The sequence below is a fragment of the Novosphingobium gossypii genome (assembly GCF_050433305.1).
GTDB lineage: Bacteria > Pseudomonadota > Alphaproteobacteria > Sphingomonadales > Sphingomonadaceae > Novosphingobium > Novosphingobium gossypii.
Genome location: NZ_JBNPXM010000010.1, coordinates 1 through 19439, shown reverse-complemented (window position 1 = coordinate 19439; position 19439 = coordinate 1). Strand labels below are relative to the sequence as shown.

The window sequence follows — 19439 nt, the reverse complement described above, 5'->3', positions numbered from 1 at the left end:
GTTCGTCATGAGCGCAGTTTGAATTCGCGATGATCCGTCGCGGATTGGGGGCCAGTTTTCCATGTCGGTATTCTCGAACATATCCAAGTCGCGTCTTTGTGTTCGCACGGCCATGATCGCTGTTGCGGTCGCGGGCATCGCAGTTCTCCACGCACCCGCACAGGCGCAGTCGACGGGCGCAGCGCGCGCCGAAGGGCGCGTCAGCGGCACGGTGGTCAATGCCAACGGCGATTTCCTGCGGGGCGCGGAAGTACGCGTCGAAGGGTCCGACATCGTCTCGGTCACCGACAACGACGGCCGCTTCACCCTGCAGCGCGTGCCCGCCGGCACCCAGCAGCTGAGCATTTCCTACATCGGCTTCGAAACCAGCCATCAACCGATCGAAGTGACCGGCAGCGGCGCCGATCTGCGCATCGCGTTGCGTCAGCGGGCCGTGGACCAGTCCGGCGACATCGTCGTCAGCGGCAGCCGTCCGATTGCCGAATCCGAAGAAGCCGCGCTGCAGCTGAAGCGCTCCTCCACCTCGCTGGTGGACGTCATCGCCGCCGACAGCGTGGGCCGTTTCCCCGACCAGAACATCGCCGCCGCCGTCAGCCGCCTGCCGGGCGTCAGCGTCGGTCGCGATCAGGGGCAGGAACGCTACATCAGCCTGCGCGGCGCGCCCGCAAACTGGACCACGCTGGCATTCGACGGCGTCAACGTCATCAGCCCCGCCGGGCGTGAGACGCGGTTCGACACCATCCCCTCCTCCATCGCCAGCCAGACGATCATCCGCAAGGCGGTGACCGCCGACATGCCGGGTGAGACGGTGGCCGGCAACATCAACATCGTCACCCGCAGCCCCTTCGACTATCCCGGCCTCAAGGGCGCGCTTGACGCAGGCTACGGCTACAACGACCTGGGCCAGGGCAAGCAGTACAACCTGAGCGGCTTCCTGTCCGACCGCTTCGCCAACGACACCCTGGGCGTCCTGGTCGGCGCATCGCGCTACGAGCGCGACATGGTGACCGACAACTTCGAGAACAGCTGGGAAATCTCCCCGGAAGATCAGGAAGCGGGCGGCGAAAACCGGATCTGGAACTCCAAGACCCAGAACAAGCTCTATCGCCTGAAGCGCAGCAACACCTCGTTCTCGGGCCGGCTGGAATGGCGCCCCGACAGCGCCAACAAGGTGTTCCTCAGCTCCATCTACAGCCAGTTCCGCGACGACGAACTGCGCAACGCATGGGTCTTCGACCTTGATCAGGACGCCAAGAAGACCGGCAGCAGCACGGTGGGCAAGACCACCGGCTATGCCGACATACGCACCGGCAACACGCCGATGAAGGGCACGCTCTACGGTGCGGAGATCGAAAGCACACTGAACTCCAACTCCTCGCGCCAGAGCATCTTCACCAACACGCTGGCGGGCGAGCACGAGATGGACACCTGGAAGATCCGGTGGCGCGCCAACTACACCCGCGCCGACGATCGCGCCAAGCCGCCGTTCGGAACGTCGTGGGCCAGCCCGTCCAGCTTCACCTCGCGCCCGACACTGGCTTACGATTTCACCGATCCGAACCTCGCCAAGGTCCAGCTCTACGATACGGTCCGCAACGCTGATGGCACGTACAGCGCCGGTGCGTCGCGCCCCTACATATCGCCTACCGAGCTGAACTTCCTGACGATGACCCGCAACCGCCAGCTCGACCGGACCAATGCCTACACCGGCAAGCTGGACGTCGAACACAACCTGTCGCTGTTCGGTGCCGACACCGTGCTGCAGTTCGGGGGCGAGTATGACAAGCGCACCAAGACCTCGCGCCGCACCGTGCTGGAAGTGACCCCGGCGACCCTTGCCGCCGCAGGGCTGACCAACCCGACGCAGGCCGACATCAGCATCGACACCCCCTACAAGGGCAGGCTGCCGCTGGGGTACGGCTTCAAGTATTTCGCCAGCGACAAGGGCGAGGCGCTGTTCGACCGCTATCTGGCGGCAGGCGCAGCGCAGGTCCAGGCCGATACCAGCGAGGAGAACGACTACCGCGTGAGCGAGGAAGTAATCGCCGGCTACCTGATGGGCACCACGTACTTCGACTGGGGCAACATCGTCTATGGCGCGCGCGTGGAGAAGGTGACGAACACCGGCTCGGCGCTGTCGATGATCGACGACACCTGGACGCCCACCCATGTCTCCAGCAGCTTCACCTCGGTTTATCCCAGCATCCACATCAACTGGGACATCAACCGCGACATGAAGCTGCGCCTGTCGGGCAACACCGGCGCCGCGCGGCCCGACTACGACCAGTTGCGCCCCAACTTCTCGTATGACGACGTCGAGCAGGTTGTCTCGGGCGGCAACCCCGATGCGCGCCCCGAACGGGCGAAGGGCGTCGACGTCTACTTCGAGTGGTACATGCCTTCTCGCGGGTTCTTCTCGGTCGGCGCCTACTACAAGAAGCTGGACGACATCCTCTACGACGTCGAACTGACGACGTTCGGCTCGGACGTGCTCAATTCGGACGGCATCGACCGTTCCGACTACCGCTATTCCACGGTATCCAACGGCGGCGGCGGACACATAAAGGGCGTGGAGTTCGCGTTCTCCCAGCCGCTCGAAGGGCTTGCCCGCTCCATCGGCCTGCCTGACTGGGCACAGGGCTTCGGACTGCAGGCCAACCTGACGATCAACGACTCCAAGGCCGAGACGCCGGACGGTCGCACCACCGACCTGCCCGGCTCCTCGCCGCTGATGTACAACCTTTCAGGCTATTACGAACGCTACGGCTTCTCGGCACGCCTGAGCTACCAGTGGCAGAAGGCCTACCTCGATTCGATCGGCTCGGGTGACATCCTTGGCGATACCTATTGGGCCAATGTCGCGCGCCTGGACTTCTCGATGCGCTATTCCATCAACGAGAACGTGCAGTTGTACGTGGATGCCAACAACCTGACGAACGAGCCGGGCATCCGCTACCAGGGCGACTTCCAGCACCAGATCGAGCACGAGACGTTCGGGCGCCGCTACCTTGCCGGCGTGCGCGTGAACTTCTGAACAATGGCGGATCGCGCGGCGCGTCACGCCCGCGCGATCCCACCTGCGCAGGCAGGCTCCCCCACCCCGTCATTCGAATGAGGAGTAACAGGAAATGCCCATCCCGAAGAAGGCCGTAGCCCTGACGGTCGCCGTACTGCTGACCGGCGCCGCCGGCATGTCCCACGCGCAGGAAGCGCGCAACGTCATCGTGTTCCTGGGCGATGCGGGCGGCATCCCCACGCTGAATGCGGGCGGCATTCTGGCGAACGACAAGCCCCAGTCGCTGTTCATCCACTCGATGCCTTATATCGCTCTGTCGGACACCTCTTCGGCGAACCAGTGGGTCACGGACTCGGGCGCCGGGATGACTGCGATCATGACCGGGCACAAGACCAACAATTCCATGGTTTCCGCCATCCCATCCGGCCCGAATGGCGCGGTCACCCCGGTGAAGACCCTGCTGGAATACGCCGAGCAGCGCGGCCTTTCCACCGGCGTCATGACCAACATGAAGATCTGGGACGCCACCCCCGCCGCGACTTACGCCCACGTGGCCGCGCGCAAGGACAAGGATTCGATCTTCCAGCAGATGCTGAAGCCCCGCTTCGGCAACGGCGTGGACATCCTGATCGGCAAGGGCCGCGCCGATGCCGCCGCATCTTTTGCAGGCCGCCAGACCACGGCGGAAAAGGCCTTCGCCGATGCCGGTTATCGCTATGGCGAGGATCCTTCGATCGTGCGCGAGGCGGGCCGCGCCGCCGTGCTTCGCGATGCCGACTTCGCGCCGATCCCCGCCGTGGAAGCGACGATCGCCCAGCTTGCCCGCAACCCCAAAGGGTACTTCCTGATGGTCGAGTGGGACATGCACACCGACGATCCGAAGAAGGGTCTGCGCCACGTCAAGGAAATGGACGACATGATCCGCCGCGTCCACGAGATCGCCGGCAAGGACACGCTGATCCTGTTCACCGCCGACCACAGCTTCGGCCTGCGCATGGGTGGCGGCAAGCGCGGCGCGCCGCTGGCCGAGCAGTACGACGCAGAGGCCGCAAAGCCCGGCGTCACGACGGCGTCGAACAGCGTCATCAGCGTCGAGGACGGCCATACCGGTGAAGAAGTGCTGGTCGCGGCGACCGGCCCCGGCGCCGACAAGGTGCATGGCTTCATGCCCAACACCCGCCTGTTCGACATCCTGCTTTCGGCGTTCGGCTGGAAGCGCGATCAGTAAAGCCCGGCGAGGGAGGGCGCGGCGCTCTGCCGCGACCTCCCGGACTGCGTTACCGTCCGTAGATGCGATCCAGCACCTGCGCGCTGCAGACGAAGCGTTCGGCCTGCGGATCGAAGGCGGGCGATTGCGCCAGTTGCCGCGCCCAGACCGACGCGGAGCGTGCGCCCCATTCGTCAGGCGGGTCGGCCAGCCGCGTGGCGGCGGTTCCGTCGAAGCGATCGGCGGTGAAATCGTAGAATGATCCGCCGACGTTGCGCAGCGCCGCACCCCCTGCGGTGCCGTAGAACGCAGCCTCTATCACCGCGTCGCGCCCGGCGTTCAGGCGCCATGAGCAGCCAAGGCGCACTTGCGCGTCGCCGGCCCTGAACTGCGCCGTGGCATAGTCCTCCACCTGCCCCGCCGCCATCGGCCTGCCACCGCTCAGCAGCCGCGCATCGACATCGGCGACTTCGGGAAAGCCCAGCGTCCACAGCGCGAGATCGACAAGGTGCACGCCCAGATCGACCACGCATCCGCCGCCCGACTGCGCAGGATCGTAGAACCAGCTCTTATCCGGCCCGTAAGCGTTGTGGAACGTCACATCGACGGCAAAGATCTCTCCCAGCGCGCCCGACTGCACCAGTTCGCGGATATGGCGCATGGCCTGCGTATGCCGATACGAAAGATCCACGCCCAGCAGCCTGTCGGCGGCGCGCGCGGCGTCGATCACTGACTGCACCTCCCCCGCGTCACGGCCCAGCGGTTTCTGGCAGAACACCGCCTTGCCGGCCTGCAGCGCCGCAATCGCCTGCTCGGCATGCAGCGCACTGGGGGTCGCGACAACCACCGCGTCGATGTCCTGCGCCAGCATCCGGTCCAGCGTTTCCACCCGCGCGGCGGACGGAGCCAACGCCGCAGCCGCCTCGGCGCATTCGGCAGAGGGATCGGCGATCACCGCCGCTTCCACCGCCCCGGTCGCCAGCATCGCCTCCATGCGGTGCCGACCGATCCAGCCGGTGCCCAGAAACCCGATCCGGGGTTTGCGCGTGCCGGTGGGCGCGCTGCGTTCGATCAGGTCCAGCTCCATCTGCGGCTCACCCTTCATGCGAACGTCACCAGTGCCTTCACGAAGCCCTGCGGCTTGTCCCGCGTCGCTTCCAGCGCTTCGCCCAGCTGGTCCAGCGTGTAGCGGTGCGTATAGAGCGGCGTCGGGTCGAAGCTGCCGGAGGCGACGGCCTCCACCGCTTCGCGCAGGCCCTGCATCTGCACGGCAGGATCGCGTTCATGGGCGTTGATGATGTCGATGCCTTTCCAGTTCCACATCTGCATCGACACCTGTCGAGGCCCGTCCTGATGATAACCCGCCACCATCAGCCTGCCGCCGAACGCCACCAGCTCGCCTGCAAGGTCGAGCGGCCACTGCTTGCCGACACATTCGATCACGCGTTCGCACATCGCTTCTCCGGTCAGTTGCTTCACCTGATCGATGATGGCGTAGTGATCGTGCATTGGGATCGTCTCCGCCGCCCCGTAGTGCCGGGCCAGATCCAGCGATTCCTGCCGCCGCGAGATGGCGATGACGCGCGCGCCGGCATCGCTCGCCAGCCGGGTCAGCACCGCGCCCAGAAAGCCGATGCCGATGATCGCCACCGTCTGGCCGGGCCGGATATCGCTGCGGCGGAAGATGTTGAACGCGCAGCCCAGCGGCTCTCCCGGGAAAGGCTGCCCGTCCAGCTGCGGGGGTAGACGGATGGTCATGGCAGCGGCGGCGATGTCGTATTCGGCAAAGGCGCGGAACGAATAGGCGGCCACCCGGTCTCCCGGCTCTAGCCCCACCACGCCCGGACCTACTGCGTCGATGCGGCCCCACGCCTCATGGCCAAGCCCGCCCGCCTCGCCGGGGTAGGTCATCCATTCCTGCCCGGCCCAGGGTTCCAGGTTGGACGCGCAGACACCGCAGCCTTCCACCCGGATGCGGACCTCGTCCTCGCCTGGTTCGGGGCGGGATACCTCAGCGATGCGGATGGCGCCGGGGCCTTCCAATATGGCTGCGCGCATCACGGGCGGGCAATTCGCAGATTGGTGGTCATCATCATGGTCGTTACCAGCAGAAAGAGGAATAGTGCAGCCGGGTGCTGTGACTTCTGTCACCGCAGGAACGCTTCGAGCGCGGCATGGGCCTCGTCATCGGGCATCTGCATTGGAGGATGCTTGCAGAACCATGCCGCCGCCGGATGGATCGGCCCGCCAAGCCCGCGCGTGCGCGCCAGCTTGGCGCAGCGGATCATGTCGATCGCCACGCCGGCGCTGTTCGGGCTGTCCTCCACCGACAGGCGCAGCTCCAGGTTCATCGGCACGCCGCCGAACAGCTGTCCCTCCATCCGCAGGAAGCAGACCTTGTTGTCGTTCTGCCATGCCACATAGTCGCTGGGGCCGACGTGGATGTTCTCATCCTCCAGCCGCACCTGCGCGACGGACTGCACCGCCTCGGTCTTGGACTCCTTCTTGGAGGCCAGCCGCGTGCGGTTGAGCATGTTGAGGAAATCGGTGTTGCCGCCGGTGTTGAGCTGGTACGTGCGGTCCAGCTTCACGCCGCGCTTTTTGAAAAGGTCGGTCAGCACGCGATGGACGATGGTGGCGCCCAGCTGCGCCTTGATGTCGTCACCGATGATGGGAACGCCCGCCGCCTCGAAACGCGCCGCCCATTCCGGGTTGCTGGCGATGAACACCGGGATGTTGTTCACGAAGGCGACACCCGCTTCCAGCGCGCATTCGGCATAGAACTCGGTGGCCTTCTGCGATCCGACCGGCAGGTAGTTCATCAGCACGTCGGCCTGCGTTTCGCGCAGCACGGCAACGACATCCTCCTTTGACGGTTCGGGCGCGGAAGCAGGGCGGAACGTGCGATCGTCCGGGTAATCGGCCATGTGATCCGCCACGCCGTCCAGCACGCGGCCCATGCGGACCTGCGCACCGCTGGGCTCCACGTCGTCGCAGAAGACGGCGGTGCAGTTGGGCTTGGCGAAGATCGCCTCCGACACGTCGCGCCCCACCTTGCGTTCGTCCACATCCCAGGCGGCCACCACGCGGATGTCGCCCGGCGCATACCCGCCGATGTCGTAGTGGGACAGGCCGACCATGTCGTTTGCGCCGGTCCGGTAATGCGCGATGCCCTGGACCAGCGAACTGGCGCAGTTGCCGATGCCGGCGATGGCGACGTTGATGCCATGGCGATCAGGAGAAAGCATCAGGCCACACTCCGTTCAGCGCTCAGGCGTTCGTCCCGGTCGAAGTGGAGCGTCGACAGCTCGGCGGGAGCGGCAAATGCGGTGCCATCGACGACCGGCGCGGCGATGCGTGTACCGCTGGCGGCGGGGGCATAGCGGTCGATCATCCATGCGCAGAAATCGGCAAAGCCCTGCGGGTCGCGCGCCGGGCTGGTATGGTGCGGGGCCACGCCCAGATGCTGCGGCGTGAAGCAGAACGTCACCGTCACGTCGAAGTCGGCCAGCGCCTCCATCTGCCGGTCGAACCAGTCGACGGCGTTGGACCTGAAGCTGTCCGCCCACGAAAGCCCGGTGCGGATGCGGCGCGTGCCAAGGCGCTTCATCCATTCCACCGCTTCGTCCAGCCGCGGATCCTCGAAGTGGAACCACTGCATCAGGCCGATGTCCGCCGCGTGCTGCGCATACGTGTCCAGCGCGGGCTTGGGCGTGCCGTCCTCGCGAATGAGGCCAAGGTAGAAGTGGCGGTAATACGAAGACCCTTCCGCCTCGCGGTGGCGCGTCTCCGCCCCCCAGCTGACCGGAAGGTCGAACAGCGAATACCAGAACACACGCTCTGCATGAGGTTTCAGCAGTTGCGCGGTGCGCTCCAGCCCAAAGGCCTGCACTTCCTCCGCGCCGAACGAACTCACGCCCACTTCCGTCACCCATACCGGCTTATCGGTGACGGCCTTGATCTCGGCGATCTTGTCGGGCCATGCAGCCAGCGGCCACAGGTTCCAGTCGAGCGGGAAGCCATGCACGGCCACTACGTCCACCGCGTCGAGCGCGCCGTAGTCCTCCATCCGACGCAGCCAGTGCGGATCGATGGGAGACATGCCGCCCAACACCCGCGTCATGTGCGGATTGACGTCGCGGATGGCATCGCCCGCCGCGATGACGTGCTGCGCGAACAGGCTCCAGTCGGGATCGATCGCCGGATCCCAGTGCGACTTGTTGTTCGGCTCGTTCCAGATCATCGCCGCTTCGATCACAGCGCTCCCCCTCTCTTCGGATAGACGGCCGCCGGGCCAAGTCCGGCGTAAGGCACCTCTGCGGTGCGGCACAGGTAGACGTCGGGTTGTACCTGCGCCTCGATCCGGAAGCCGGCGGCGCGCAGCATCGCCTGACTGCCGGCGGCGTTGGGCGCCCACCAGTTGGTCCAGTCATGCGCGAACTCGCGCTCTATGAAGTGCATCCTGGGATAGCCGGGATCGTCGAAATAGGTGGGCGGCTCGGTCGTACCGGGCATGAAGAAGGGATGGTCCTGCGGCACGTCGAGGATGTCGTCCGAACCCTGCTGCATCGTCTGGAACAGCATCATGTCGCCGGCCACATGCTCGCGGATCAGGTCCAGCGCCAGCAGCGGGTGGCGCAGATGGTACAATACGCCCATGAAGATCACGAGGTCGAACCGCTCACCCAGTTCCGCGACGTCGTAGACCGACAGGTTGCGCAGTTCGATGCCGTCGAACCCCAGTTCGTCAACCACGAAGCGGGCCTGCTCCAGATAGCGATCGTCGCTGTCTATGCCGACGACCCGCTCTGCGCCGCGGCGCTTCATCTCCACGGTGTAGAAACCTGCGTTGCACCCGATGTCGAGGACGGACTTGCCGGTAAGGTCTTCGGGCAGGGCGTCGGCGAAGGTGTCGAACTTGAAGCCGGGGTAATCGCCCAGGAAGTGATCTGGCGCGGTGGTCACGCCATTGCCAAGGTCAATGTTGTGGAACCATGGCGCCAGCCCGTCGATGCGCTGAAGCAGGTCCGCCTGGCCGCTCTGCCGAATTGATGTTACGCCCTGGGGCACGCCGTTCTCCGCATGGCACGACTGCTCTTGTCCGCCAAAGGAGGCATGGGCAGGCATGTAGGTTCCACGCCGCAACGTGCGTTTTTACAGACCGTTCCCAAGCATCTACAAAGTCGGCGTTACTCTAATTCATGTTATGCCGTAGTATTGATGTGAATCAGGTTTTGTATTTGTTTGATACTGCCGGGATACTGCCAGCCCTCTGCGCATTTACGCCGGCATGAACGATCCCCTGCAGCTCTGGATAAAGGCGATGCGCGCCGCGCAGTGGGAAAAGGCATGGGACATCGCCGAGGCCAGCCTGCGCGCCCGCGATCCGGCCACGCGTGACGATCCCACCCGGCCCTATCACCAGCGCTGGGTCTGGGACGGAAAGCCGTTCGACGGCGTGGACGTGCTGGTGCGGTGCTATCACGGCCTTGGCGACACGATCCAGTTCGCCCGCTACCTGCCCGCGCTGGCGCGCCGCGCCGCATCGCTCACGGTGGAGGCGCAACCGGCCCTGCTGCCGCTGCTGTCCGGCATTCCCGGCATCGACCGGCTGGTGCCCTTCGATCCCGCGCAGCCCCTGCCGCCATCGGCCTGCGATCTTGAGATCACCGAACTCGACCTTGCGCTGCGAATCCCGCCCCCTGCGGTGGCCGCGCCCTATCTCAAGGCCCCGCGCGCGATTGTGCCCAAGGGGACCATCGCCCTGTGCCACACCTCCGGCGGATGGGATGCGGAGCGTGACATCGCGCCCGAACACTTCGCCGGATTGTGTGCGCTAAGACCATGCATCACGCTGGTGACGCAGCCCACCACCCTGCCGGTGCGCAACCCCGGCGGTTGCCCGATGGACATGGAAATCACCGCAGCGCTCGTCGCCGCCGCCGATCTGGTGATCACCGTCGATACGATGATCGCGCATCTGGCAGGCGCCCTGGGAAAGCCCGTCTGGGTACTGCTGAAGCACGAGCCCGACTGGCGCTGGTCCCCGAAGAGCAGGACCAGCCCATGGTATCCCGGCGCCCGGCTCTACACCCAGCCGGAACAGGGCGCCTGGGAACCGGTGATCCAGGCCGTGGAACGCGATCTGGCCCCCGGCACCGGCCAATTCATGAAGAGGTAGCGCGATGGCATCAGTTCCTTCCGTCCCGGTTTCCTGGGGCGAACTGCTCGACAAGATCACCATCCTGGAAATCAAGCGCGCGCGCCTATCCAACGGCGTCGGGCTGGCCAATGTTGAAAAGGAACACACCCTGCTGGTCGCAAGCGCTCGGGAAGCGCTGCAGGCACCGGGCGTGGCTGCGCTCATCGACCGGCTGCGCCGGGTCAACGAAACCCTGTGGGACGTCGAGGACGCGATCCGCGAACAGGAGGCGGAGGCCCGCTTCGGTCCCCGCTTCGTGGCGCTAGCCCGCTCCGTCTACCAGACCAACGACACCCGCGCCGCAATCAAGCGCGAACTCAACCTGCTGCTGGACAGCGAACTGGTTGAGGAAAAGAGCTATGCTGCGGACGTTGCCCTGCCGATCATAGCCGAACGCGCCGGTTGAGGCCCACCAGCCGTACCGCGCCGTCCTCGACCGACAGCGTCGTGACCGAGCCCGGTTCGCAATCCAGCATGAACATCCGCGAAAACGGCAGGCCCAGCAGCCGCGTCACCACACCCCGGATCACGTCGCAATGCGTGGTGCATAGCACCGCTCCGTCGCCCAGCGAAAACAGGAAAGCCAGCGCGCGATCCACCGCTTCGGCCATCGTCTCGCCGCCGGGGCAGCGGGCATGATCGCGCTGCGCATTCCACCGCTGCCAGTCGGTAGCCGCGTCCAGTTCCGCAAAGGATCGGCCGGTGAACGATCCGAAGTCGATCTCATCCAGCGCTGGCTCCACCGCCACCGGCGTTCCGAGTGCCTTCGCCAAAGGTGCGGCCGTCTCGCGCGCGCGCTGCCGTGGGCTGGTGTGCATGGCCATGATGGGGCAGCCGTCCAGCAGATCGACCAGCGACCGCGCCTGCGCGCGGCCCCGCGCATTCAGGCCAATATCGCTGCGACCGCTTAGCCGGTGGCCGACTTCATCGTGCTCCCCATGTCGAGCCAGGTAAATAAGCGCCATGACCATCCTAATCTATATTAGTCGCCGTATCTCAAAATACTTCAATCAACGATTATAGTAATGTCGATCATTGATATATGTTGAATACGGCACTTTCAGGAACAAGATGAACAAGTAGCTGTTCACCCCGGCATCGGACAAGGAACTTTGCTTCACCTGTTTGAAGCATGTCCCGGTCCACTCAGCAACAACCTGGATGCGGGGATAGTTCATGGCAGAGCACGTTCTGATTACCGGTGGCGCGGGCTTCATCGGGCGGCAGGTAACCGCCGAGTTGCTCCGTCGCGGCAACACGGTACGCGTGCTGGATTGCCTGCTCGACCAGGTGCACGGTGGCGCCGGTCGCCCCGAAGGACTGGACCCCGAAGCCGAACTGGTTGTTGCCGACATCCGCGATGGCGACGCGGTCAGCCGCGCGCTGAAGGGTGTCGACAGCGTCGTCCACCTTGCCGCGGAAGTCGGCGTCGGGCAGTCGATGTACGAAGTGGAGCGCTATACCTCCACCAACGACGTCGGCACCGCCGTCCTGTTCGAGCGGCTGATCGACGATCCCGTCCGCCGCGTCGTCACCGCCTCCTCGATGAGCATCTATGGCGAAGGGCTTTATCGCGACGCCGACGGGGCGCTGGTGGAAGACGCGGAGCGCGGCACCGTTCGCGATGGGCAGAAGGTGTGGGATCCGCTGGACGCCGCAGGACGCCCGCTGTCGCCGGTCGCCACGCCCGAATGGAAGCGACCCAGCCTGGCATCCATCTATGCGCTCAACAAGTACGTGCAGGAACGCACCACGCACATCATGGGCGCGCCTTACGGTATGGAAAGCGTGTGCTTGCGCCTCTTCAACGTCTATGGTCCGGGACAGGCTCTGTCCAACCCCTACACCGGCGTGCTGGCGATCTTCGCGGCGCGGCTGCTCAACGGCCAGCAGCCGATGATCTTCGAGGATGGCGAGCAGCGCCGCGATTTCGTGCATGTCAGCGACGTCGCCCGCGCCTTTGCGGATGCGCTGGTCCTGCCGCAGGCGTCCGGACAGACTTTCAACATCGGCTCCGGCAATGACCGCTCCGTCACGCAGGTGGCGCAGGCGCTGGCCCGCGCGATGAACAAGAACGAGATCGAGCCGGAAATCGTCGGCAAGGCGCGGATCGGCGACATTCGCCACTGCTTCTGCGACACCAGCCTGGCGGCGGAAAAGCTGGGCTTCAGCGCCCGGCAGGATTTCGAGCAGGGGCTGGCCGAACTGGCCGAGTGGGTTCACCGGCAGACGGCGGAAGACCGCGTGCAGCAGGCGCGGGCGGAACTGGAAGCGCGGGGGCTGGTGGCATGAACGCGGCCAGCGACGCTGCCGACGCCCGCCCCGTTCTGGTCACCGGCGGGGCCGGGTTCATCGGCTCCAACCTTGCGAACCGGCTGGCGGCATCGGGAGAAAGCGTGATCGTCTACGATGCGCTGTCGCGCTCAGGCGTGGAGCGCAATCTGGAGTGGCTGCAGACCCGCCACGGCGAGCGTATCCGCTTCGTGCGCGGCGACGTGCGCGACGGCACGCTGCTGGCCGAAGTCGCGCGCGAGGCGAAAGCGGTTTTCCACATGGCGGCGCAAGTGGCCGTCACCACCAGCATGACCGACCCGCGGGAGGATTTCGAGATCAACATCGGCGGCACCTTCAACCTGCTGGAGGCACTGCGGGCCGATCCCGTGCCGGTAGTCTTCGCATCGACCAACAAGGTCTACGGTGATCTGGCGGACGTCGATTTCGCACTGACCGACGACGGCTACCTGCCTGCGGACGCCACCTTGCGCGCGCATGGGATCGGCGAGGACCGCCCGCTGGACTTCCACACGCCCTACGGCTGTTCCAAGGGCGCGGCGGACCAGTACGTGCTGGACTATGCACGCAGTTTCGGGGTTCCCGCCACGGTCCTGCGGATGAGCTGCATCTACGGCGAGCGGCAGATGGGCACCGAGGACCAGGGCTGGGTCGCCCACTTCCTTATCCGCGCGCTGGAAGGCCAGCCAATCACCCTATACGGCGACGGCCATCAGGTGCGCGACATTCTGGAAGTCGGCAATGCGGTGGAGGCTTACCTTGCCGCGTGGCATCGCATCGACGTTATCGCCGGGCGCGCCTTCAACCTCGGTGGCGGTGCGGCCAACGCGGTCAGCCTGCGCACGCTGCTGGGCTATCTTGGCGCTCTGGTCGGGCGCGAGCTGGACGTCCAGTTCGACGACTGGCGCGCGGGCGACCAGCGCTATTTCGTGGCAGATACGCGCGCGGCGGCAGAAGCGCTGGGCCTGCCCGCCCCCACGCCGTGGCGCACCGGGGTGGAGCAACTCGCCCGCTGGCTGGCCGCAGAGCGCGGGCTGGACACCGCGCTGGATGCAACGGCGCGGGCTGCGGCCCTGTGATGGCCGGAAGCGCGGTTGCACGGGGCCTGCGAGTCCTGCTTACGGTCGATGCCGTGGGCGGCGTCTGGCAATATGGTCTCGACCTTGCACGCGGACTGGCGGCGCGCGGCGCGGAACCGGTCTTGGTCGTGCTCGGCCCATCGCCCGATGCCGCCCAGCGTGCCGAGGCCGAGGCAATCAGCGGCGCCCGCCTGATAGATACCGGGCTGCCGCTGGACTGGCTCTGCGAAGGGCCGGAACCGATCGCGAAGGCGGCAAAGGTCGTCGCTGGCATCGCCGGGGACATCAGAGCCGACATCGTGCAGGCCAACATGCCGACGCTGGCCGCCGCCATGCCGGTGCTGACGCCGATCGTCGCAGTGACGCACGGCTGCGTCTCCACATGGTGGGCCGCCGCCCGGCCCGGTGAGCCGCTGGCCCGGCAGTTCGGCTGGCATCGCACCATGACCGGCGAAGGGCTGCGCGCCGCCGACCGTGTGGTGGCCCCGTCCGCCAGCTATGCGCGCACGATAGCGCAGGCCTATGACCTCAGCACGAAACCCTGCGTCGTCCACAACGGTCGCAGCCCCATCGCCACCGTTTCAGCGGAGCGCCTGACCCCGCGCGCGCTGACCGTCGGGCGGCTGTGGGATCACGTGAAGCAGGCCGACCTGCTGGACCGCGTGGCCGCCCGGCTTGACGTTCCCTTCGATGCCGCAGGCGCAGTCACCGGGCCGCATGGCGAGCGCGCACAGCTGGGCCATCTTGTCCAACTGGGGCAACTGGATGGCGAAGATCTGGGCCGCCATCTGGCGCGCCGCCCCGTCTTCGTCTCCGCCGCGTCGTTCGAGCCGTTCGGCCTCGCCGTGCTGGAAGCGGCGCAGGCGGGTTGCGCGCTCGTGCTGTCCGACATCGATACCTTCGGCGAACTCTGGAACGACGCCGCCCTGTTCGTGCCGCACGACAAGGACGCCGCCTACGTCCACGCCATCGGCGCGCTGCTGCGCGATCCGGACTGGCGGCTGGAACTGGGTGAAAAGGCCCGCGCCCGCGCCCGCCGCTTCACCCCGCAGGCGATGGCCGACGGGATGCTCGCCATCTACGCCGACGTCCTTGGACACGGCGCCCGATCATCCAGCGGAAAGGTCGCAGCGTGAAGATCGTCTATTTCACCCACTCGCTGGCATCGTGCTGGAACCACGGCAACGCCCATTTCCTGCGCGGCGTCCTGAGCGAGCTGATCGCGCGCGGGCACGATGTGGCCGTGTGGGAACCGCAGGGCGCATGGAGCCTGTCCAACCTTCTTACGGATCACGGCGACGCGGGCCTTGTCCCCTATCGGACGGCCTACCCGGAACTCTCCTCTTCCACTTACGCCCCCTCGGACGCGGTGGAAGCGATGGTGGAGGGCGCCGATCTGGTCATCGTCCACGAATGGAACGACCCGCAGATCGTCGCCGAAGTGGGCCGCCTGCGCCGCCGGGGCGCCCCTTTCCGGCTGCTGTTCCACGATACGCATCACCGCGCGGTCAGCGAACCAGAAGCCATGCGCGCCTACGACCTGTCCGGCTACGACGGCGTGCTGGCCTTTGGCGAGGCGCTGAGCGAGGTCTACCGCGGCTGGGGCTGGAACAGCCGCGTCTGGACCTGGCACGAAGCCGCCGACACCCGCCGCTTCCACCCGCCGGTGCAGGAGGAGGAGCGCAGCGGTCTGGTATGGATCGGCAACTGGGGCGACGGGGAACGGACGGACGAGCTTGAACGGTTCCTGTTCCAGCCCGCCCGGCAGGCCGCGCTCCCGCTCGACATCTATGGCGTGCGTTATCCGGATGACGCGAAGGCGACGCTGGCGCGTTATGGCGTCCAGTATCACGGCTGGGCACCCAATGCGCGCGCGCCGCAGATCTTCGCCCGGCATATGGCGACCGTGCATGTGCCGCGCCGCTACTACGCAACGATCCTGCCCGGCATCCCGACGATCCGCGTATTCGAGGCGCTGGCCTGCGGCATCCCGCTCGTCTCCGCGCCGTGGGACGATGCGGAGCGCCTGTTCAGCCCCGGCCTGGACTACCTCGTCGCGCGCGACGGCGCAGAGATGACACGCCACCTTGCCGCCCTGCGCGACGATCCCGACCTGCGCGCCGCACTTGTCCGCAGCGGCATCGAGGCGATCCGCTCCCGCCACACCTGCGCGCACCGCGTCGACGAACTGCTGGCCATCGTCGCCTCGCTTCACCCTGCTTTCGAAGAGGATGCCGCATGAAGATCGCCTTCTACGGATCGAGCCTGCTGTCGTCCTACTGGAACGGCGCGGCCACATACTATCGCGGCATCCTGAAGGCGCTGGCCGCGCACGGGTACGATATCACATTTTACGAACCCGACGCTTTCGACCGTCAGCAGCACCGCGACATAGAGCCGCCCGAATGGGCCCGCTCGATCGTCTATCCGGCCACCGAAGAGGGCCTGCGCACCGTGCTGGCCGAGGCGGGCGGGGCAGACATAGTGGTGAAGGCCAACGGCGTCGGCGTGTTCGACCGCGAACTGCTGGAAGGCGTGATCGCGCAGAGCCGCCCCGATGCGCTGCGCATCTTCTGGGACGTGGACGCCGCCGCCACTCTTGACGAAATGCGCGGCGATCCATCGCACCCCGTGCTCGCCGCGCTGCCCGATCTGGATATGGTGCTGACGTATGGCGGCGGCCCGCCGGTGGTCGATGCCTATACCGGCTTTGGCGCCCGGCTATGTGCGCCCATCTACAACGCCCTCGACCCCGACACGCACCATCCGGCCCCGCGCGATCCGCGCTTCGCTGCCGATCTGGGGCTGCTTGCCAACCGCCTGCCGGACCGGGAAGCGCGGATCGAGGAGTTCTTCCTGCGCCCCGCCGCGCAGGTGCCGGGCCGCCGGTTCCTGCTGGGCGGCAACGGCTGGCACGACAAGCCGATGACCGCGAACGTCACCGCAGTCGGCCATGTCGGCACCGGCGATCACAACGCCTTCAACTGCACCCCACGCGCCGTGCTGAACGTGGCGCGCGATTCCATGGCGCAGATCGGCTTCTCCCCCGCCACCCGCGTGTTCGAGGCCGCCGGTGCCGCCGCCTGCCTCATCACCGATGCGTGGGAGGGGATCGAACTGTTCCTCAAGCCCGATGAGGAAGTCCTCGTCGCGCGCGACGGACAGGACGTGGCCGACCACATCGAGGCGCTGACCGAAGAGCGCGCCCGCGCCATCGGCGAAGCGGCGCTGCGCCGCGTCCGCGCCGAACACACTTACGACCTGCGCGGCGATCAGGTGCATCGCCTCTTCCAGGAATTCCAGCAAGCAAGGGAGCCTGCATGAAGCTCGTCGTTCTCGGCCTCAGCCTTGGCTCGTCATGGGGCAACGGCCACGCCACAACCTTCCGCGCCCTGTTGAAAGCCTACGCCGCACGCGGGCACGACGTGCTGTTCCTCGAACGCGAAGTGCCATGGTATGCGGGCGCGCACAGGGATCTGACCGACCCCGAATTCTGCCGCCTGCAATACTACCGCGACCTTGAAGACCTCGGCTCCCACCGTTTAGAGATCGCAGGCGCCGATGCCGTCATCGTCGGCTCCTACGTGCCGGACGGCGTCGAAGTCAGCCGCTTCGTTCAGCACCATGCACGCGGCGTCACCGCGTTCTACGATATCGACACGCCCGTCACCCTCGCGGCGCTGGAACGCGGCGCCTGCACATACCTGTCGCCCGAAGTCATCCCCGGCTTCGACGTCTACCTGTCTTTCACCGGCGGACCCACCCTTCAGCGGCTGGAGACGCAGTTCGGGGCACGGGCCGCCCGCGCGCTCTACTGCTCGGTGGACGACGCTGCCTATCAGCCGCTGCCGGTCCCCAAGGACTGGGATCTGACCTATCTCGGCACCTACAGCCCTGACCGGCAGCCCACGCTGGAACGGCTGCTGCTGGAACCCGCACGCCGCCGCCCGGACCTGCGCATGGCAGTGGCTGGGCCACAGTACCCCGACGACATCGACTGGCCGGCCAATGTCGAGCGCATGGAGCATCTTCCACCGGACCGGCACGCCGCGTTCTACAGCGCATCGCGCATGACGCTGAACGTCACCCGCGCCGACATGATCGCCGCCGGCTGGTCGCCCTCTGTACGCCTGTTCGAAGCCGGGGCCTGCGGCACGCCGATCCTGTCAGACCGCTGGGACGGCATCGACGACCTGTTCGTGCCCGACCGCGAAATCCTTATTGCCGACACCACCGAGGACGCCCTCGCCGCGCTGGACCGCTCCGCCGCGGCGATCGGAGACGCGGCCCGCGCCGCCGTGCTCGCCGCGCACACCGCCCCTCACCGTGCGGCCCAACTCGAAACCTACCTGACCGAAGCGATGGCTCGCAAACCCGGCCACGATGAGAGGAACCGCATGATGATCGTAGACGGAAACACGCGCATCCCCCCCTCCTTCGGGCAAGCTCCCTTGACCCTGGTTGCGGGCGGCGCAGGCTTCATCGGCTCCCATCTGTGTGCTGAACTGCTGGCGCGCGGCAAGCATGTGGTCTGCCTCGACAACCTCCAGACGGCGCGGCCCACCAACCTGCGACTGCTGGAAAAGCACCCGCGCTTCACCTTCATCGAAGGGGACATCGTCAACGCCCTGCCGGACGCCGTGCTGGAACACGCCGCAAGGTTCGAGCGCGTCTACAACCTCGCCTGTGCTGCATCGCCGCCGCAGTACCAGGCCGATCCGGAGCACACGATGCTCACTTGCGTGGTCGGCACGGACAACCTGCTGCGGCTTGCCGAGATGGCTGACGCGCGATTTCTGCTGACTTCCACCAGCGAAGTCTACGGCGATCCCGAGGTGCACCCCCAGCGCGAGGATTATCGCGGCTTCGTCAACTGCACCGGCCCGCGCGCCTGCTATGATGAGGGCAAACGCGCGGCAGAGGCGATGGCTTTTGACTTTGCCCGCATGAACCGCGCCGAAGTGCGGGTCGCCCGCATCTTCAACACCTATGGCCCGCACATGCACCCCGATGACGGGCGCGTCGTCTCCAACCTGATCTGCCAAGCGCTCTCGGGGCGGGAGGTGACGATCTACGGAGACGGCAGCCAGACGCGCAGCTTCTGCTACGTCTCGGACATGGTGGACGGGCTGATCCGGCTCATGGAAAGCGATCTCGACCAGATGGAGCCGATCAACCTCGGAAATCCGGAAGAACGCACGATCAGCGAACTGGCGGACGCTATCCTCGATCTCGTTGGCCGTCCTGCCAGCGTGGTGCACCGCCCCTTGCCGATCGACGACCCTCGCCGTCGCCGCCCGGACATCACCCGTGCGCAGGCACTGCTGGATTGGATGCCCAGAATGCCTTTGGCCGAGGGGCTGGCGCGCACTTGCGCCTGGTTTGCCGAAGAGATTGCGGGACCGGGCGACCAGGTTCCTGCGACGATTTCGGTGGCGGCGGAGTAGGATGAGGCTCGGGACAACGCCTTGGCGATTGTCCTGAGTCTAAGGCGCCGATGGCCCTGGCGACTGCGCTGGGGCTTTTGGCGTCTAAATCATTGTTTGGCTTGGTTGCGGGGGTAGGATTTGAACCTACGACCTTCAGGTTATGAGCCTGACGAGCTACCGGGCTGCTCCACCCCGCGTCACTGATTTGCGTCTT

At 66.2% G+C, this 19439-nt stretch carries 16 protein-coding genes and 1 tRNA gene; 10 read left to right on the top strand and 7 right to left on the bottom strand.

What is annotated here, in order from left to right; all coding sequences use genetic code 11:
• Positions 1-112 precede the first annotated feature (112 nt).
• Positions 113-3034 carry a TonB-dependent receptor gene (locus GGR40_RS16805; protein WP_429277405.1) on the top strand — a complete coding sequence of 974 codons (2922 nt, stop codon included), beginning with the start codon at positions 113-115 and terminating at the stop codon, positions 3032-3034.
• Between the two features lie 94 nt (positions 3035-3128).
• Positions 3129-4244, top strand: a complete 1116-nt coding sequence (locus GGR40_RS16800; protein WP_429277404.1) for an alkaline phosphatase — start codon at positions 3129-3131, stop codon at positions 4242-4244.
• A gap of 49 nt (positions 4245-4293) precedes the next feature.
• Here GGR40_RS16800 and GGR40_RS16795 read toward each other — a convergent pair whose 3' ends face one another.
• The 5 genes from GGR40_RS16795 to GGR40_RS16775 all read right to left on the bottom strand — a co-directional run bounded on the left by GGR40_RS16795 (position 4294) and on the right by GGR40_RS16775 (position 9293).
• A complete protein-coding gene (locus GGR40_RS16795) occupies positions 4294-5328 on the bottom strand; it encodes a Gfo/Idh/MocA family protein (RefSeq protein WP_429277403.1) in 1035 nt (344 codons plus the stop codon).
• Positions 5325-6281 (bottom strand): MDR/zinc-dependent alcohol dehydrogenase-like family protein, encoded by a 957-nt coding sequence (locus GGR40_RS16790; protein WP_429277402.1) that lies wholly within the window; start codon positions 6279-6281, stop codon positions 5325-5327. Before GGR40_RS16790 ends, GGR40_RS16795 begins: the two co-directional genes overlap by 4 nt.
• 89 nt (positions 6282-6370) lie before the next feature.
• Positions 6371-7471, bottom strand: coding sequence for an inositol-3-phosphate synthase (locus tag GGR40_RS16785; RefSeq protein ID WP_429277401.1), 1101 nt, complete (start codon positions 7469-7471; stop codon positions 6371-6373).
• Positions 7471-8481, bottom strand: coding sequence for a glycosyl hydrolase (locus GGR40_RS16780; RefSeq protein WP_429277400.1), 1011 nt, complete (start codon positions 8479-8481; stop codon positions 7471-7473). The genes GGR40_RS16785 and GGR40_RS16780 overlap by 1 nt, the downstream gene beginning before the upstream one ends.
• Positions 8478-9293, bottom strand: a complete 816-nt coding sequence (locus tag GGR40_RS16775; RefSeq protein WP_429277399.1) for a TIGR04290 family methyltransferase — start codon at positions 9291-9293, stop codon at positions 8478-8480. The genes GGR40_RS16780 and GGR40_RS16775 overlap by 4 nt, the downstream gene beginning before the upstream one ends.
• 220 nt (positions 9294-9513) lie before the next feature.
• Between GGR40_RS16775 and GGR40_RS16770 the strand changes: the two genes are divergently transcribed.
• Together GGR40_RS16770 and GGR40_RS16765 are read left to right on the top strand one after the other, a co-directional pair.
• Entirely contained in the window at positions 9514-10404 is an 891-nt protein-coding gene (locus tag GGR40_RS16770) for a glycosyltransferase family 9 protein (RefSeq protein ID WP_429277398.1), read from the top strand.
• A 4-nt stretch (positions 10405-10408) separates the two neighbouring features.
• Positions 10409-10831, top strand: a complete 423-nt coding sequence (locus tag GGR40_RS16765) for a DUF6165 family protein (RefSeq protein WP_429277397.1) — start codon at positions 10409-10411, stop codon at positions 10829-10831.
• Here GGR40_RS16765 and GGR40_RS16760 read toward each other — a convergent pair.
• Positions 10809-11390 carry a histidine phosphatase family protein gene (locus tag GGR40_RS16760; protein WP_429277396.1) on the bottom strand — a complete coding sequence of 194 codons (582 nt, stop codon included), beginning with the start codon at positions 11388-11390 and terminating at the stop codon, positions 10809-10811. The genes GGR40_RS16765 and GGR40_RS16760 overlap by 23 nt on opposite strands.
• A gap of 211 nt (positions 11391-11601) precedes the next feature.
• Here GGR40_RS16760 and GGR40_RS16755 point away from each other — a divergent pair, with 211 nt between their 5' ends.
• Genes GGR40_RS16755 through GGR40_RS16730 form a run of 6 tightly spaced genes read left to right on the top strand, consistent with a single transcriptional unit; the run spans position 11602 to position 19243 of the window.
• The gene (locus tag GGR40_RS16755; RefSeq protein WP_429277395.1) at positions 11602-12717 is read left to right on the top strand and encodes an NAD-dependent epimerase/dehydratase family protein; all 1116 of its coding nucleotides are present in this window, start codon (positions 11602-11604) and stop codon (positions 12715-12717) included.
• Entirely contained in the window at positions 12714-13796 is a 1083-nt protein-coding gene (locus GGR40_RS16750; protein WP_429277394.1) for an SDR family NAD(P)-dependent oxidoreductase, read from the top strand. The genes GGR40_RS16755 and GGR40_RS16750 overlap by 4 nt, the downstream gene beginning before the upstream one ends.
• Positions 13796-14932, top strand: coding sequence for a glycosyltransferase family 4 protein (locus tag GGR40_RS16745; protein ID WP_429277393.1), 1137 nt, complete (start codon positions 13796-13798; stop codon positions 14930-14932). Before GGR40_RS16750 ends, GGR40_RS16745 begins: the two co-directional genes overlap by 1 nt.
• Positions 14929-16038 carry a CgeB family protein gene (locus tag GGR40_RS16740; RefSeq protein ID WP_429277392.1) on the top strand — a complete coding sequence of 370 codons (1110 nt, stop codon included), beginning with the start codon at positions 14929-14931 and terminating at the stop codon, positions 16036-16038. Before GGR40_RS16745 ends, GGR40_RS16740 begins: the two co-directional genes overlap by 4 nt.
• Entirely contained in the window at positions 16035-17120 is a 1086-nt protein-coding gene (locus GGR40_RS16735; protein ID WP_429277391.1) for a CgeB family protein, read from the top strand. Before GGR40_RS16740 ends, GGR40_RS16735 begins: the two co-directional genes overlap by 4 nt.
• The gene (locus tag GGR40_RS16730; protein WP_429277390.1) at positions 17117-19243 is read left to right on the top strand and encodes a bifunctional glycosyltransferase/UDP-glucuronate decarboxylase; all 2127 of its coding nucleotides are present in this window, start codon (positions 17117-17119) and stop codon (positions 19241-19243) included. Before GGR40_RS16735 ends, GGR40_RS16730 begins: the two co-directional genes overlap by 4 nt.
• Before the next feature lie 102 nt (positions 19244-19345).
• Here the strand turns inward: GGR40_RS16730 and GGR40_RS16725 are convergent.
• A tRNA-Met gene (locus GGR40_RS16725) sits at positions 19346-19422 on the bottom strand.
• Positions 19423-19439 lie beyond the last annotated feature (17 nt).